At 67.6% G+C, this 15,019-nt stretch carries 17 protein-coding genes; 7 read left to right on the forward strand and 10 right to left on the reverse strand.

The genetic code is table 11. The annotated features are described in order from the left end of the window. Positions 1-18: 18 nt before the first annotated feature. A complete protein-coding gene (locus E4341_RS05520) occupies positions 19-2,394 on the forward strand; it encodes a TonB-dependent receptor (protein ID WP_165115777.1) in 2,376 nt (791 codons plus the stop codon). On the opposite strand, the gene E4341_RS05525 is transcribed toward E4341_RS05520, so the two are convergent. Then, positions 2,395-3,084 (reverse strand): VIT family protein, encoded by a 690-nt coding sequence (locus E4341_RS05525; RefSeq protein ID WP_165115779.1) that lies wholly within the window; start codon positions 3,082-3,084, stop codon positions 2,395-2,397. A gap of 141 nt (positions 3,085-3,225) precedes the next feature. Here E4341_RS05525 and E4341_RS05530 point away from each other — a divergent pair, with 141 nt between their 5' ends. Both E4341_RS05530 and E4341_RS05535 read left to right on the forward strand, forming a co-directional pair. Next, a complete protein-coding gene (locus tag E4341_RS05530; RefSeq protein ID WP_165115781.1) occupies positions 3,226-4,263 on the forward strand; it encodes a DNA adenine methylase in 1,038 nt (345 codons plus the stop codon). 62 nt (positions 4,264-4,325) lie between these two features. Then, positions 4,326-4,604 (forward strand): hypothetical protein, encoded by a 279-nt coding sequence (locus E4341_RS05535; RefSeq protein ID WP_165115783.1) that lies wholly within the window; start codon positions 4,326-4,328, stop codon positions 4,602-4,604. Positions 4,605-4,611: 7 nt separating this feature from the next. Here E4341_RS05535 and E4341_RS05540 read toward each other — a convergent pair whose 3' ends face one another. The 7 genes from E4341_RS05540 to E4341_RS05570 all read right to left on the reverse strand — a co-directional run bounded on the left by E4341_RS05540 (position 4,612) and on the right by E4341_RS05570 (position 10,210). Further along, positions 4,612-5,253 carry a ribonuclease HII gene (locus E4341_RS05540; RefSeq protein WP_370458468.1) on the reverse strand — a complete coding sequence of 214 codons (642 nt, stop codon included), beginning with the start codon at positions 5,251-5,253 and terminating at the stop codon, positions 4,612-4,614. Beyond that, positions 5,246-5,854: a DNA-3-methyladenine glycosylase I gene (locus E4341_RS05545; protein ID WP_165115785.1), complete on the reverse strand. Its 609-nt coding sequence runs from the start codon at positions 5,852-5,854 to the stop codon at positions 5,246-5,248. Before E4341_RS05545 ends, E4341_RS05540 begins: the two co-directional genes overlap by 8 nt. Before the next feature lie 496 nt (positions 5,855-6,350). Beyond that, positions 6,351-7,109 carry a 3-oxoacyl-ACP reductase gene (locus E4341_RS05550; RefSeq protein WP_165115787.1) on the reverse strand — a complete coding sequence of 253 codons (759 nt, stop codon included), beginning with the start codon at positions 7,107-7,109 and terminating at the stop codon, positions 6,351-6,353. Positions 7,110-7,117: 8 nt separating this feature from the next. Continuing rightward, a complete protein-coding gene (locus tag E4341_RS05555; RefSeq protein WP_165115789.1) occupies positions 7,118-7,921 on the reverse strand; it encodes a folate-binding protein YgfZ in 804 nt (267 codons plus the stop codon). A 51-nt stretch (positions 7,922-7,972) separates the two neighbouring features. Then, positions 7,973-9,361 carry a response regulator gene (locus E4341_RS15700; RefSeq protein WP_165115791.1) on the reverse strand — a complete coding sequence of 463 codons (1,389 nt, stop codon included), beginning with the start codon at positions 9,359-9,361 and terminating at the stop codon, positions 7,973-7,975. 67 nt (positions 9,362-9,428) lie between these two features. Beyond that, positions 9,429-9,995, reverse strand: coding sequence for a hypothetical protein (locus E4341_RS05565; RefSeq protein ID WP_165115793.1), 567 nt, complete (start codon positions 9,993-9,995; stop codon positions 9,429-9,431). Then, positions 9,992-10,210, reverse strand: coding sequence for a hypothetical protein (locus E4341_RS05570; RefSeq protein ID WP_161638756.1), 219 nt, complete (start codon positions 10,208-10,210; stop codon positions 9,992-9,994). The genes E4341_RS05565 and E4341_RS05570 overlap by 4 nt, the downstream gene beginning before the upstream one ends. A gap of 86 nt (positions 10,211-10,296) precedes the next feature. Here E4341_RS05570 and E4341_RS05575 point away from each other — a divergent pair, with 86 nt between their 5' ends. The 4 genes from E4341_RS05575 (at position 10,297) to E4341_RS15500 (ending at position 13,491) form a co-directional block, all read left to right on the forward strand. Then, positions 10,297-11,262, forward strand: a complete 966-nt coding sequence (locus tag E4341_RS05575) for a glycosyltransferase family 9 protein (RefSeq protein WP_165115795.1) — start codon at positions 10,297-10,299, stop codon at positions 11,260-11,262. A 178-nt stretch (positions 11,263-11,440) separates the two neighbouring features. Continuing rightward, complete coding sequence (locus E4341_RS05580; protein WP_165115797.1) at positions 11,441-12,772, forward strand: dihydroorotase; 1,332 nt, start codon at positions 11,441-11,443, stop codon at positions 12,770-12,772. Further along, complete coding sequence (locus tag E4341_RS15495) at positions 12,769-13,242, forward strand: prephenate dehydrogenase/arogenate dehydrogenase family protein (protein ID WP_240893624.1); 474 nt, start codon at positions 12,769-12,771, stop codon at positions 13,240-13,242. Before E4341_RS05580 ends, E4341_RS15495 begins: the two co-directional genes overlap by 4 nt. Before the next feature lie 24 nt (positions 13,243-13,266). After that, the gene (locus E4341_RS15500) at positions 13,267-13,491 is read left to right on the forward strand and encodes a hypothetical protein (protein ID WP_240893625.1); all 225 of its coding nucleotides are present in this window, start codon (positions 13,267-13,269) and stop codon (positions 13,489-13,491) included. Between the two features lie 29 nt (positions 13,492-13,520). On the opposite strand, the gene E4341_RS05590 is transcribed toward E4341_RS15500, so the two are convergent. Together E4341_RS05590 and E4341_RS05595 are read right to left on the reverse strand one after the other, a co-directional pair. Further along, positions 13,521-13,865 carry a hypothetical protein gene (locus E4341_RS05590; RefSeq protein WP_165115799.1) on the reverse strand — a complete coding sequence of 115 codons (345 nt, stop codon included), beginning with the start codon at positions 13,863-13,865 and terminating at the stop codon, positions 13,521-13,523. A gap of 69 nt (positions 13,866-13,934) precedes the next feature. Further along, positions 13,935-14,867 carry an alpha/beta hydrolase gene (locus E4341_RS05595; RefSeq protein ID WP_165115801.1) on the reverse strand — a complete coding sequence of 311 codons (933 nt, stop codon included), beginning with the start codon at positions 14,865-14,867 and terminating at the stop codon, positions 13,935-13,937. Positions 14,868-15,019 lie beyond the last annotated feature (152 nt).

Genomic DNA, 15,019 nt, shown 5'->3' on the forward strand with positions numbered 1-15,019 from the left:
CTGTTTCGGACGTCGCCTTTGGTACGAGCCTTCCTCTGCGCCCTGGTCGTCGTTTGCGGTGTGACCACGCCGTCGATCAGCATGGCCCAAGGGCGTTCGTCGCTTCACGTGTCGGTTTCGCCTCAGCCGTTGCGGAGCGCCGTTCTCGATTTCGGTCTGCAGGCGGGCGTCAGCATCGACGCCGCCGGAACCGAGCGATGCGGTCCCACGCGCGGAGTGAGGGGGAGGCTTTCCGTCGATGCCGCCCTGTCGAGGCTGATGCTGGGCACACACTGTGTCGCGACCCGTGTCGGCGACGGCGCCTACAGGATCGTGCGGGTCGCCGCCTCGCCGCCTGTCGTCGCGCGAACGATCGTAGCGCCGCCCGCGCCCGTCACCCCGACGACCCTGGATGAAGTCGTGGTGACCGCGTCACGCACGGACAATCTGCTGCTGTCGCGCGCGCCCTATGGCCTGTCGTCGCTGGACGGGGTGACGCTGGAACGGGCCGGGGTCAGCGACCTAGACGGCGTCGCTGCCCGCGTCTCCGGCCTGACGGTCACAAACCTGGGGCCGGGGCGCGACAAGCTCTTCATTCGCGGCCTGGCGGACGGACCCGTTGCGGGACAGGCGCAAAGCCTGATCGGGCTCTATCTCGACGATGTGCGCCTGACCTATGACGCGCCTGACCCGGCGCTGCGTCTGGCCGACATCGAACGGGTCGAGGTTCTGCGTGGGCCGCAGGGGGCGCTGTACGGCGCCGGCTCGATGGGCGGCGTCGTTCAGATGGTCAGTCGCGCGCCGGACCTGGACGGCGTCTATGGACGCGTGACGGCGGAGGGGGCGCTGACAGCCGGCGGCGCGCCGGGCGACGCCGTCGAGCTGATGATCAACGCCCCGATCCTGCGCGATCGCCTGGCGGTCCGGGTCGTCGGCTATGAAGAGACGGTCGGGGGCTACGTCGATGATCAGGCCCTCGGCCTGACCAATACTGGCGGCATGCATCGGCAGGGGCTGAGGGCGGCGGCGCTGCTGCGCCTGAACCCCGGCTGGACCTTGAAGGCGGGCTTCCTGGCCCAGACCATCGACGTTGACGACAGCCAGTACGCCAACCTGGGCGCGGACCACCCCTATGCGCGTCGTCGCAGCCTGATGGAGCCCAGCCGCAACGATTTCGACGGCGTCTGGGCCTCGGTGGACGGGGATCTGGGGTGGGCGCGGCTGCGGGCCTCATCCAGCGTTCAGTCGCACGGCCTTGATGCGCACTACGATGCGACGCCTGGGGCCGGACTGTTCGGGCTTACGGGAACAGCGGCGCTGGACCAGGCCGACGACCTGTCGGCAGCTGTGCATGAGGTGCGGTTGAACGGCGACTTTGGCGCACGGCTGAAGTGGAGCGCCGGGCTGTTCTTCTCGGAATACACCCACACCCGCACCGTCGCGATCTCCGACGGGCAGGGCGGTCTGGAGGTCTATCGACAGCACAGGCGCGACCATGTGGACGAGGCGGCTCTGTTCGGCGACGCCGCCTATGCGCTGACCGACCGCCTGAAGATCACGGCCGGTGCGCGCCTGTTCCGCATCGGGGTCGAGCATCGCAGCGAAACCGACGGCGATCCGACGGAGGTGTCTGGAGAAGACGCGCTGGTCGATATCACCCCGCGTCTGGTGATCGAATACGATCGCGGTCCTTTCGTCTTCTACGCCCTGGCGACCGAGGGCTATCGCGGGCCAGGCTTCAACGCCGGCGCCGTGCCAAATGGCGATCAGCAGCCCGCGCGACGCGTGAAGCCCGACGAGATCGTCGCCGGCGAGGCGGGCGCGCGCTTCACCCTGTTCGAAGGGCGACTGCGCGGGCGAAGCGCGATCTTCGTCGCCGATTGGCGCAACATCCAGTCGGACCGGTTCGACGCCCGGGGCCTGCCCTTCACCGCCAATCTGGGCGACGGCCGCAATCGCGGCATCGAGGGCGAGGTCGAATGGCGCGACGGGCCGTGGACGCTGGACGCGCACGCCGTCGTCAATGATCCCGAGTTGACCCGACCCGATCCCGGTTTCGCGCTGGGGACCGACACGCGCCTGCCGGCGGTCGCCGATTTCAGCGTGCAGGGCGGCGTCGTGCATGAGGCGCATCTGGCGCATGCGACGGTGCGATCCGAGCTTCGTCTGGGCTATGTCGGCCCGACCGATATCGCCCTGTCGCCGACCTCCACCGGCGCGTCGGCCGGCTATCTGACCAGTTCGCTGGGCGTCGGCGTGGAGATCGATCGCTGGGCGATCAGGGCGTCGGTGGACAATCTGTTCAACCGCAGCGACGACACCTTCACCTTCGGCAATCCCTTCTACGCCTCAGGCGACATCAGCACGCCGCAACGACCGCTCACCGCCCGCCTGACCCTGACTGCGCGGTTCTGATCAGGCGGCGATGTGGAACAGCCGGCCCACGCCCGCCGTGATGGCCATGGCGAGCGCGCCCCAGAAGACGACACGCAGAACCGATCGTCCGATCGGCGCGCCGCCTGCGCGGGCGCCCAGGGCGCCCAGCACGGCCAGACCCAGCAGGGCGGAAACCGCGACCCAGATCGCCAGCGTGTCCAGCGGCGCGACGGCGGCGACGACCAGAGGCAGGGCGGCCCCGGCCGAGAAGGTGATCGCCGAGGTCAGCGCCGCCTGGATCGGCCGCGCGGTGGTGATCTCCGAAATACCCAGCTCGTCGCGCGCATGGGCGCCCAGCGCGTCATGCGCCATCATCTGACGCGCCACCTCGGTCGCCAGATCCGGCGCGACGCCTCGCCCGACATAGATGCCGGCCAGTTCGCGCGTCTCCGCTTCATGATCGCCGGCCAGTTCGACCGCCTCGCGCGCCAGATCGGCCTTTTCGGTGTCGGACTGCGAACTGACCGAGACATATTCGCCCGCCGCCATCGACATCGCGCCCGCCGCCAATCCGGCGACGCCCGCGATCAGTATGCCGCCATGACCGGTCGCCGCCGCCGCGACGCCAACCACCAGACTGGCCGTCGACACCAGCCCGTCATTGGCCCCCAACACCGCCGCCCTAAGCCAGCCGATCCGATCGACCCGGTGAGTTTCACTGTGGGGCATGCGCCTTCTCCATAGTCGTCGCATCGAGCATGGACCGCGCGTTGCCTTGAAGCTAGACGCGGCGGTTGGATTCCAACGGTTTGGGCAACTTCGCGCGCCTTGCGACAACCGCTATGCTGCCGCGATGAGTCGGGCCGCGTCATGATCAAATATATCGGCTCCAAGCGCGCCTTGCTGGGGCATGTGACGGGTGCGGTGGCGGGGGTGCTGCCGCAGGGCGGGCGGGTGTGCGATCTGTTTTCGGGCACGGCGCGAGTCGGGCACGCCCTGAAGAAGCAGGGTTTTCAGGTCTGGTCGAATGACCTGAACGCCTACGCCCATGCTCTGGCGACGACCTATGTTCAGGCGGATCGAGAGCGGTGGGTCGAGCGGGCCGAGATCGTGCTGGCCGAGCTGCGGACAGTCAAGCCCGAGCCGGGCTGGTTTACCCAGGCCTTCTGTCAGGATGCGCGGTATTTCCACCCCGACAACGGCGCGCGCATCGACGCCATGCGCGACCGGATCGAGGCCATGGGATTGGAACCGGAACTCAAGGCCATCGCCCTGGTCAGCCTGATGGAGGCGGCGGATCGGGTGGATTCCACCGCCGGGGTTCAGATGGCCTATATGAAGCAGTGGGCGCCGAGGGCGCTGAAGACGCTGGAGCTGCGCACGCCGGATCTGGTTCCGGCCGTGAACGGGCCGTGCCGCGCGACGCAGGGCGATGCGGTCGAGATCGCCGAACAGGTCGAGGCGGACCTGGTTTATCTGGACCCGCCCTACAACCAGCACTCCTATCTGGGGAACTACCACTGCTGGGAGAGCCTGGTGCTGTGGGACCGGCCCGAGACCTATGGGGTGGCCAACAAGCGGGTGGACGTCAGGACGCGCAAGAGCGCCTTCAACAGCCGGCCCGGCATCGGCCCGGCGCTGCGGACCGTGATCGAGCGGGTCAAGGCGCCGAACCTGATCGTCAGCTTCAACGACGAGGGGTATCTGAGCCGCGCCGACCTGGTCGAGATGCTGTCGGCGCGGGGGCATGTGCAGGTGCTGGAGGTAGCGCATCCTCGCTATGTCGGCGCCCGGATCGGGATCCATAATCCCAAAGGCGAGAAGGTCGGGCAGGTGGGGCGGCTCAAGAATGTCGAGCACCTGTTCGTGGTGACCGAGCGCCCGGTCTCCCTGCCCGTTGCCGCATAGACACCAATGAAAACAACGGAGGGTAGGGCGGAACGCGAATCGCTGCGTGCCGTTGTGGGACTATGCAACCGCACCCGTACACCGCCCCCAAGACCGATCGCCCCGACGACTACCGTGCGCGTCCGGCAGCCGAGCCGCGCTCGTGGGCGCCGCGGACGGCGGATGCGACTTTCACCCACAACGCCGCGCGTTACACGCGGTCGGTCGAAGCTGCTCAACCCATCGAGCAGATCGATGTCGAGCCCGAAGTGGCGCCGCCACCGCGCTGGATGATGGCGATCGCCGGGGCGGCTGTTGCGGCCCTGATGGGCGCGCTGTTGGGCGGCTTCCTGCACATCTGAGACGGCGTCAGGCCTCCTGCAACAGCGCCTTGATCGGCGACCAGCTGCGCCGATGAGCGGGGCAGGGGCCTAGTGTTTTCAACGCGTTCTGATGGATCGGGGCGTTGTAGCCCTTGTGGCTGGCGAAGCCGTAGCCGGGGTATTGGGCGTCCAGATCGATCATCAAACGATCCCGTGCGGTCTTGGCCAGGATCGAGGCCGCCGCGATGGAGAGCGACAGTCCGTCGCCGCCGACGACCGTCTGGATTTCGCACGGAAGCTTGAAGCGATAGTTGCCGTCGACCAAGGCGGCGACCGGCTGGACCTGCAAGGCCTCGATGGCGCGGCACATGGCCAGGCCGGTGGCGTGCAGGATGTTCAGTTCTTCGATCTCGTCCACCGAGGCGAAGCCGACGCCCCAGGCGACGGCGCGGGCCTTGATCTCAGGCTCCAGGGCGACGCGACGCCTTTCGGTCAGGGCCTTGGAATCGTCGATGCCGGGCGGCAGGTCGTCAGGGTTCAGGATCACGGCCGCCGCCGAGACGGGGCCGGCCCAGGGACCGCGCCCGGCCTCGTCCACGCCGCAGACGTGACCGTTGACGCGCTGCATCAGCACCGTTTCCAGCGCGAGGGTCGGGAAGGCTTTCGGATTCGCGGGGGCTCTAGCCATGCGCGGCCATCGCACGAACCTGGGCGTGACGGAAGCATGTCGTCTGGTGATCGTTGACCATGCCGACGGCCTGCATGAAGGCGTAGACGATGACCGGGCCGCAGAAGTTGAAGCCGCGCTTCTTCAGGGCCTTGGCCATGGCGACGGACTGTTCGGTCTGGGTCGGGGCCTGGCGATAGTCGGCGTAGGGGGTCTGGATCGGTTCGCCGCCGACGAAGGACCAGAGCCAGGCCGAGAAGTCCTCTCCGTTATCGCGCATCTGAAGCCAGATCTGGGCGCCCCGGATGGCGGCGTTGATCTTGGCGCGCGAGCGGATGACGCGCGGATCGTTCAGCAGGCGCTGGATGTCGGCCTCGTCGTAGCGGGCGACGATCTCGGGATCGAAACCGTCGAAAGCGTCGCGGATGCCCTCGCGTTTTCTGAGGATGGTTATCCAGGCAAGACCGGCCTGAAAGCCGTCGAGCACCAGCTTTTCCCACAGGGCGCGAGGATCGCGCTCGGGCACGCCCCATTCGGTGTCGTGATAGGCGACATAGAGCGGGTCGGTCCCGCACCAGCCGCATCGGCCGCCGAGACTCTTTGAGGCGTGTGAGTCGGTCATGGCCTGAAGTTGCCAGTCTGTTCCGATTGAGGAAAGGGCGTTCGGTGTCGGGGCGACGGAGGAAAAACACCGTCTAAAGTGTCTAATTCGTCTAATCTCGGAGCGCGGGCGCAATTGCACTGCACGTCAAGAGCGCGTGCAAAGTGCAAGAAAGTGCAATTCGCGGGTGAAGTTGGATGGCGGAAAACCAGTGTGACAAGCCCAGGTCTTCGTCTCCCTTGGTCATAAAACTGCGCATTGTAAGGGCGTTTAGGGAGGGGATGGTCGATTGACGCTGGTGAAAGCTAAGCGACTGAATTGCTGTAAAATATTTTGCGATAATAGGATGTATATCGTCCCCCTCCCCATGAAATGGGGAGGGGGACCGCAAAGCGGTGAAGGGGCTCTTTGGAGTCCCGCGGGCGGCGGTGAGGCGCCTAAGAGCCCCTCCGTCACGGCGCAAGAGCGCCGCGCCACCTCCCCATCGCCATGCGATAGGGAGGAGACGGTCATCATTTCAGTCCCGGACCAATCCGCCGTCCACGACCAGGTTCTGGCCGGTGACCGCGCGGCTCCAGGGGGAGGCGAAGAAGAGGACGGCGTCGGCGAACTCTTGCGGGGTCGTGACGCTGCGCAGCGGCGTCATGCCGGCGATCAGGTCGAAGACGGCCTCGGGCGTGGCGGCGCTGGCGTCGGTGGTGCGCAGGAGACCGCCCGAGACCATGTTGACGGTGATGCCGTCAGGGCCGAGGTCGCCGGCGGCGGTGCGGGTCAGGCTGAGCAGAGCGGCCTTGGCGGCGGTGTAGTCGTGGTAGGGCACGACCGGATTCTGGAACAGGTTGGTGCCGATATTGACGATGCGGCCGAACCGGGCCGCGGCCATGCCGGGCGCGGTCGCCTGGATCAGGTTCAGAGCGCCGCGCACGACGGTGGAGAACTGGCGATCCATCTCGTCCCAGCCGATGGCGGTCATCTGGGAGCGGGCGTCGCCGTTGAAGCTGTAGTCCAGGGCGTTGTTGACGACGGTGGTGACGGGGGCGCCGAAACGGCCTTGCGCCGTCGCGACCATGGCGTCCACGGCGGCGCGGTCGGTGACGTCAGCCTGGAGGGCGAGGGCGCGCTCGCCGATCTCGGCGGCCAGGGCGTTCGCCGCTTCGCCGCTGTTCCTCCAGTTGATGACGACGCGGGCGCCTTCATGGGCGAAGGCGCGGACGCAGGCGGCGCCGACGCCGCGCGCCCCGCCGGTGACGAGGACGATCTGATCGGCGATCTTCATGGGGGGACTCACGCGTTGGAGGAGGGAAGGACGTCCTCGCCCATCCAGGCGGGTTTGCGCAAGCGCACCGGGCGGCCGTCCACGGTCAGGTCGCCGTCGAGCCGATCGATGCGCAGCAGGGCCATGGCCGAACCGTCCTGACCCGAGAGGACTTCGCCCGCGCGCAGTTCGCCCTTCAGCACCTCGGCGCCGAAGGCGGGGGGCGGGCCTTCGAAGTCCAGCGGCAGCATCCGGTTTTTGATCGTGCCCCGGCGCTTCATCCGCGAGGTCGTTTCCTGGCCGACGAAACAGCCCTTCTGGAAGTCGATGCCGTTCAGCAGGTCGAAGTCGGCCTCGATCGGATAGGTCTTGTCCTGGGGCGCGTCGGCGGTCGGATCGGGCAGGCCGACGGACAGACGGTGGGCGTCGTAGTCGGCCTCGGCGGCGTCCGCAGTCGCCTCGCCATAGAGACGGCCGCCCATCAGGGTCGTGCGGGCGTCGGGGATGAAGCCGGCGGGGACCTCGGGCCAGGCGGCGAAGACCGGGCGGTCGTCGGCGGCGACCTGAACCTTGGCGCGCAGCCTGTACATCGACAGGCGCTGGATCAGGGCGTCGCGACGCTCGGTCGCCACATCCAGCAAAACGCCGTCAGCCTGTCCCAGAAGGAACAGGTCGAACAGCAGGCGGCCGGGCGGCGACAACAATGCGCCGAAGCGCAGCTCGCCTTCGGCCAGCGTCTCCACATCCTGGGTCAACAGATTGTGCAAAAAGGGTTTCGCCTCCTCGCCCGTGACGGAGATCAGGGCGCGACTGTCGAGACGGGCGATGGGCATGGGGCGAAGATAGGGCTCACAGCGTGGCTTCAGAAGACGCCGCGCCGATTTTTAGGCGACAGCGGCTGCCGCGTCCTCAAGGCGGGGGTCGAAGGTGCGCCAGTCGCTGGCGCCCCAGGCGGTGACGCGCATGACCAAGTCGACGATGTTCATCGGCTTGGCGATGCAGTCGTCCATGCCGGCCTGTTCGTACTGGGTCAGCTGTTCCGGCAGGGTGTTGGCGGTCAGGGCCAGGATCGGCGTGCGGCCCACGACGCCGGGCAGGGCGCGGATGGCGCGGGTCGCCTCGACGCCGTCCATGACGGGCATCTGGATATCCATCAGGATCACGTCCCAGTCGCCGGTGCGGGCGGCCTCGACGCCCTGTTCGCCGTCGTTGGCGGTGGCGCAGGCGATGCCCTGGGCCGTCAACACCGCCATGACCAGGGCGCGGTTGCTGTCGTGATCGTCGACATAGAGGACGCGCAGGGCAGGGACGTCCTCATTGGCCGGCGGGGCGGGCTCGGCCGGGGTGTCCGAGGGCGCCAGGGGAACGACGTTGTCGGCCGACAGGTCGATCATGTCGTTGACGACGGACAACAGACGCTGACCCGCGCCGTTGATGCGGGCGGCCTGATCGGCCTGTTTGTCGGGCAGGCCGGCCTTGGACAACAGGTCGGAGAAGCCGATGACCGCATTCAGGGGCGTGCGCAGTTCGTGCGACATGTCCGTCAGGAACTTCTGCCGGGCCTCGGCCATCGCTGTCTTCTGCTCGGCGGCGACGCGGGCCTGTTCGGCCTCGACGCGCTCGGTCACGTCGATCTCGTTCAGCAAGACGCCGAGATGACCCGTAACGGGGTCCGTCACGGGACGAATGTCCAGATGGTGCCAGCGCACGCCCTCGCGCGTGATGATCTCGCAGACGTCGGAAATCGCTGACCCCGACAGGGCGGCCGCCAGCATGGGCTGGGCGCGCTCGGGTTCGGCGAACCGGGCCTCGAAGGGGTGCGCGGTCGATCCGTAGGCGGCGAAGGCCGACGGATTGGAGAAAATCGGGCGGGCTTCGCTGTCGAACAGGGTGATCAGGGTCGAGGTGTGACGCAGGGCCTCCACCGCGCGACGCTCCTCGTTTTCCACTGTGATGGGCGCGGCCTCGAACAGCAGGACCGGCGTGCCGTCCGTCAGGCGATAGGTCGAGATCACCGCCGACACCGTCAGCGGCCGCCCGTGCGGGTAGAAGGTCCAGTCTTCCGTCAGTGTCTCGCCATTGGCCGTCTCGCGCGCCAGACGCTCGGTCCGGGCCAGGACGGCGGGGGAGACGTTGCTGAAATCGCGCGCCAGCAGGGCGTCGAGATTGTCGGACCCCCAGAGATCGAGCGCGGCCGCATTGGCGTAGACGCCGCGCAGGGCGACCGGGTCGAACATCCAGATCGGTCGTTTCAGCGCGTCCCAGGCCTGCATCGACGGCGTGCCCTTTCCAGCGACGGCGTTACGGATTTCACCCTAAGGCCAAGGGCTTAAGCTTCGGCTAAGCTTTCGGCCGATCCAGGGTTGTCACCGCATATCGCGCGACGACGCCGTCCGGCTGGAAGTCGTGCTCGGCCAGCCGGTCGAGGGACATCAGGACGCGCGCCGAGAAGGCCTCCGGGTCGCCGTCCTCGATGGCCGGTCGCAGCCAGTCGGTGACGACGGCGCGGGCGGGATAGGTCCCGACCGGGCCGGGAATGCTGAGCGCGACCTCGATCCCTTCCGCGACCCAGCCGGCGACGGTCACGAAGAAGACGGGCGAGGCCAGGAAGTCGGAGCGGCGCAGAACATACAGGGTGATGATCCCGTCCTCGACGCCGTCGGGGCGGACGATTACGCCGCTGCGATCCGGTCGCCAGTCGTCCGACAGCTCGACCACGCGCCACAGGCAGAACCAGATACGGCAGGTGTTCGGCCGGATCGCGTGGACCGAGCAGCCGGCGCCGTCGACGCAATAGGCGCACAGTTCGCCCGTCGGCTTGGCCAGTTCCGGCAGGTTCAGCGGAATGACCCGGCAGCATTCGACGCAACCGCCGCAGGTCCGGTCGGGGAGGAGGGGCAGGCTCACCCGGCTGAACGCTCCAGTCGGGCGATGCGGCGGTCCATGTCGGCGACGACCGCTTCCAGGCGGGCCTTTTCGGAGGCCATGTCGATCGGCGTGCCGTCCTCGTAGGAAATCGTCGCGCCCTTGGCGATCAGGTCCAGTCGGTAGATGGCCGTGACGCGCTGGGCCTTGAAGCGTTCGAGGGCGGCTGCTGCGGCTAGGTCGGGCGTCTGGCTCATGCGCGTCGCTGTAGCGCATGGGGCCTTCCTGTGGAAACACGCGTTTGGCGCTGAACCGCAGATAGAATCCCTGTATCCGTCGACGGATGATCGGGCGGTTTCCCATCCTGTACATCGCCGAGGCGGACGCCGAGGACGCCGTGCTGTCCTCAGGCGTGCTGGCGCATCTGGTCGAGAGCCTGCCGCACGCGACCTTCACCATCGTCGGATCGGCCGCCAGTGCGCCGCTGTTCGCCGATACGCCGCGCCTGACGAAGTTGATCGTGCTGGAGCGCGAAGGCCATTTCGAATGGATCGCCCTGTGGAACCAGGTGCGGGCGACCAAATGGGGGCTGGTCGTGGACATGCGCGGCTCGGACCTGTCGGGCAAGCTGAGGCGGCACAAGCGCGCGGTGCGAGGCAAGGATCAGCCGGGCCTGCATGCGGTCGAGGCGGCGGCGGCGGTGCTGAAGCTGGAACCCGAAGAGATTCCGGCGCCGAAACTCTATGTCTCGGACGAGACGCAGGCCCAGGTCGAGGCGCTGATCCCGGCGACGGGCGGAGAGGGGCCGATCCTGGCGGTCGGGCCGGGCGTGGAATGGATGGGCAAGCGCTGGCCGGCCGAACGCTACGCCAAGGTCGCGGCCAAGCTGCTGGCCGACGACGGGCCTCTGGCGGGCGGGCGGCTGATGATCGTGGGCGAGGAGATCGACCGCGAGGCGGCGCACACGATCCGCTACGCCGTGCCGCGCGCGCGGGTGATCGAGTTGCAGGGCAAGCTGACGCGGCTGCAGACGGTCGCGGCCCTGTCAAAATCGGTGCTGTACATCGGGGCGGACTCGATCTGGACCCAGCTGGCCGTGGCCTCGGGCGCGCCGGTGGTGGCCGTGTTTGGACCGTCGGACGAGACCGTGCGCGGACCCTGGAAGGGCGAAGCCGTGCGCGGGCCGCGCACCTATGAAGAGTTCAAGAAGCTGGATCCGCGCCTGAACCAGGCGATCCAGCATATGATGGACCTGCCGTGGGAGCGGGTGCTGAAGGCGGCGCAGCGGATGTTGAAGGCGCGGGATTAGCATCCCTTGTATCTGCTCATCCCCGCGAAAGCGGGGACGCATGTCTTTCGTTCGCAATATTGCCGCCACAAGCCTCCGGACCATCGACAGCACGCCCAAAGCGCTGGGTCCCCGCTTTCGCGGGGATGAGCGGAGATATAGTAAGAGCACATCGCTCATCCCGCAGGACCGTCGCCCCATGACCCAGACCTATGACCTGATCGTCCGTGGCGGCGAAGTGGCGAACCATGCGGGGCGGGGCATGGCGGATGTAGGGGTGATCGACGGCAAGATCGCCTTCATCGGCGACCTGTCCCAGGCCTCGGCGGGTGAAGTCTTCGACGCGACGGGCCTGACCGTCCTGCCCGGCGTGATCGACACCCAGGTTCATTTCCGCGAGCCGGGGCTGGAGTGGAAGGAAGACCTGGAGACGGGCAGCCGCGCGGCGGCCCTGGGCGGCGTCGTCGCCGTGTTCGAGATGCCGAACACCAATCCCAACACCACGGACCCCGACACCATGGCCGACAAGCTGGCCCGGGCGAAGGATCGGATGTGGACCGACCACGCCTTCTACGTCGGCGGCACGCATGAGAATGCGGACTATCTGGGCGAACTTGAGCGGCTGCCCGGCTGCTGCGGGGTCAAGGTCTTCATGGGCGCCTCGACCGGCGACCTGCTGATCGCCGACGACGAGGGCGTGCGTAAGGTCCTGTCCAATGTGCGCCGCCGCGCCACCTTCCACTCCGAGGACGAATACCGGCTGGTCGAGCGGCGGGGCCTGGCCCGCACCGGCGACTGGACCAGTCACCCCGAGGTGCGCGACGCCGAGAGCGCCATCCGCTCGACCCGGCGTCTGGTCGGCCTGGCCAAGGAGACGGGCGCGCGCATCCATGTGCTGCACGTCACGACCAGGGAAGAGATGGAATATCTGCGCTTCCACAAGGATGTCGCCACCGTCGAGATCACGCCCCAACACCTGACCCTGGTCGGACCGGAAGCCTATGAGCGGCTGGGCAGCTATGCCCAGATGAACCCGCCGATCCGATCGCAGGAGCATGTGGACGCCCTGTGGCTTTGGGGCATGCAGCAGGGCGTCGCCGACGTGCTGGGCTCCGACCATGCGCCGCACACGAAGGAAGAAAAGGCCAAACCCTATCCGGCCTCTCCGTCCGGCATGCCGGGGGTGCAGACGCTGGTGCCGCTGATGCTGACCCATGTCGCCAATGGGCGATTGAGCCTGGAGCGCTTCATCGACCTGACCTCGGCGGGCGCGCAGCGGGTGTTCGGGACCGCGAGCAAGGGGCGGATGGCCGTCAGCTATGACGCCGACCTGACCATTGTCGATCTGAAGGCCAAGCGGACGATCACCCACGATCAGCAGGCGACGCGCTGCGGCTGGACCCCGTTCGATGGGCTGGAGGCGACAGGTTGGCCGATGGCGACGATCGTGCGCGGTCGGGTGGTGATGAAGGACGGCGAACTGATCGGATCGGCGCACGGGCAGCCGGTGCGGTTCATGGAGACGCTTTGAGGGAGAGGCTCGGCCTGATCGGCTTCGGCGCCTTCGGGCGGCTGACGGCGCGGCATCTGTCGGCCGGCTTCGAGATCCTGGCGCATGATCCGGCGGCGAAGGATGACGAGGGCCTCGCGACCCTGACCGATCTGGCGACCGCTGCCGCCTGTCCCACGGTGGTGCTAGCCGTGCCGGTCGAGGCGTTGGATGCGACACTGGTCGCCATCGGCCCGCACCTGAGGCCCGACGCCTTGGTCATCGACGTGGGCTCGGTCAAGGTGAAGCCGGCGCAAGCGATGAACGAACTGCTGCCGCCCGGCGTGCGGATCGTCGGCACCCACCCCCTGTTCGGCCCGCAGAGCGGCAAGGACGGCATCGCGGGCCTGCGGATCGCCGTGTGCGAGGTGCGGGGCGAAAAAGACGCCCGCCGCGTCGCCGCCTTCTGCCGCCGGGCGCTGGGGCTGAAGGTATTTCAGGTCAGCCCCTAGGACCATGACCGCGAGGCGGCCACCGTGCAGGGTCTGACCCATCTGATCGCCCGCGTCCTGTTGGCGATGGAGCCCCTGCCGACGCGCATGACCACCGCCAGTTTCGACCGCCTGATGCAGGCCGTCGACATGGTCCGCCACGACAGCCCCGCCGTCTTCCGCGCCATCGAACGCGACAACCCGTTTGCGGCCGAGGTGCGGGAGCGGTTCTTCGCCCTGGCGGATGAGGCGCGGGAAGGGTTGGACTAACTTTACGGCAAAGTTCTCATGATCGCCATTCAGCCCTCCGGCGAATGGCAGGGGCGAGGACCAGAAGCGAGAGTGTAAAACGATCCGAGTGGCGTGTCATAGCGCATGAGCTCCATCTCTTCGCCGACCAAGCACGAGATGCGTCTGTACACTTTGATCCTGGCCAAGCGGCCTTCCACATGAACGATAGCCGCAGGAGCATTGCGCCGTTCGCTTCCGGCGACATCGAACGAAATCACCTTGCCCTTGGTGGATTGCGGCGCGCTAACAAAGGCTACCACCATCGCCATCACGACGGCGAGTACGACTACAATGAGCGCTCCACCAAGAGCGACCTTATGAAAGGTCCATACCACCCGAAGTTCGTTGATCACCCTGCGCATGCTCAGCCAAACCTCTGTCGCCTGAATAGTTTTTTCAAGCCGGTCAGATGTTGATGACGATTAATGCGCCCGAATGAACGCCCCCACATCCTGCGCCACGCCCGGCGCGAGCGGCAGGGACGGATCGGCGTAGGTCGCCAGATTGGCGGCGCGATCGGCGGGGGCGGTCTTGAGGAGGTGGTTGACGCCGTCCCAGAGTTTCAGCGTGGCCTTGGGGTCGGCGGCGGCCAGGGCCTGGGCGTCCGTGACGCCGATTTGAAGGTCGGTGGTCCCTTGGCCGATGAAGACCGGGCCGTCGTAGGCGGCGAGCAGGGCGGCGGGGTCCAGCGCAAACCACGAGATCAGATAGGGCTGGACCGACGGGCGGAACAGGGCCGACAGAGCGGGAGGCGTGTCGGTGACGGTGCGGCCGGCCTCCAACTCGCTCAGGGCAGCGAAGGCCTGGGCCTTCATCGGCTCGGGCAGGCCGGCTCGTAGCTGCTCGCGAATACCTGCGCCGGCTGGGCGACCCGCGCCCGCCAGCAGGATCAGACCGCAGACCTTATCGTCTCCGCCCTCGACCGCCTTCAGCGCGACCAATGCCCCTTCGCTGTGGCCGATCAGCCAGGCGCAGGACTGATCTGTGCGCGAGGCGGCCTCGGCGGCCCAGGCGCGGGCGTCGGCGGCGTAGTGGTCGAAACGCAGCCTGGTTTCGTCGAGCCCGGCGGCGGCGCTGGCCGCGATGCCGCGCTTGTCGATGCGCACGGTGGCGATCCCCTGTTCCGCCAGGCCCTCGGCCAGCAGCCGATAGGTGGAGGCGGCGACGCCCATCGGGCTGTTGCCGTCCCGATCGGTCGGGCCGGAGCCGGGCAGGATGACGGCGACGGCCGTTGGCGCCTCCGGCGTCAGCAGCGTGCCATGCAGAGGCGCAGGCTGGGCGGGCAGGGCGATGTCGGTCGAGACGGGGCCGGCGAGCAGGCTGGCGGCCAGAAGGGCGTGGGTCAGCATCGGCATGGCAGTCTCCTTCACTGAGAGGTCAGAGGAGAAATCAGCTAAATGCAATATGTCGCGGGCGCGGCGGATTGCATTCCACCGAGCGATCGGGCTAGGGACGCGCAACTTGATTTTGAGAATGCGTATCAAAATGCTCTGCCTTCGCCGTGCCT

This window comes from Brevundimonas sp. 'scallop' (assembly GCF_011045535.1).
Classification (GTDB): domain Bacteria; phylum Pseudomonadota; class Alphaproteobacteria; order Caulobacterales; family Caulobacteraceae; genus Brevundimonas; species Brevundimonas vesicularis.

Bases quoted from the DNA above. Each gene is read 5' to 3' on its own strand.
- E4341_RS05525 (WP_165115779.1), bottom strand. From the start codon at position 3,084: ATGCCCCACAGTGAAACTCACCGGGTCGATCGGATCGGCTGGCTTAGG.
- E4341_RS05530 (WP_165115781.1), top strand. From the start codon at position 3,226: ATGATCAAATATATCGGCTCCAAGCGCGCCTTGCTGGGGCATGTGACG.
- E4341_RS05535 (WP_165115783.1), top strand. From the start codon at position 4,326: ATGCAACCGCACCCGTACACCGCCCCCAAGACCGATCGCCCCGACGAC.
- E4341_RS05540 (WP_370458468.1), bottom strand. From the start codon at position 5,253: ATGGCTAGAGCCCCCGCGAATCCGAAAGCCTTCCCGACCCTCGCGCTG.
- E4341_RS05545 (WP_165115785.1), bottom strand. From the start codon at position 5,854: ATGACCGACTCACACGCCTCAAAGAGTCTCGGCGGCCGATGCGGCTGG.
- E4341_RS05550 (WP_165115787.1), bottom strand. From the start codon at position 7,109: ATGAAGATCGCCGATCAGATCGTCCTCGTCACCGGCGGGGCGCGCGGC.
- E4341_RS05555 (WP_165115789.1), bottom strand. From the start codon at position 7,921: ATGCCCATCGCCCGTCTCGACAGTCGCGCCCTGATCTCCGTCACGGGC.
- E4341_RS15700 (WP_165115791.1), bottom strand. From the start codon at position 9,361: ATGCAGGCCTGGGACGCGCTGAAACGACCGATCTGGATGTTCGACCCG.
- E4341_RS05570 (WP_161638756.1), bottom strand. From the start codon at position 10,210: ATGAGCCAGACGCCCGACCTAGCCGCAGCAGCCGCCCTCGAACGCTTC.
- E4341_RS05575 (WP_165115795.1), top strand. From the start codon at position 10,297: ATGATCGGGCGGTTTCCCATCCTGTACATCGCCGAGGCGGACGCCGAG.
- E4341_RS05580 (WP_165115797.1), top strand. From the start codon at position 11,441: ATGACCCAGACCTATGACCTGATCGTCCGTGGCGGCGAAGTGGCGAAC.
- E4341_RS05595 (WP_165115801.1), bottom strand. From the start codon at position 14,867: ATGCCGATGCTGACCCACGCCCTTCTGGCCGCCAGCCTGCTCGCCGGC.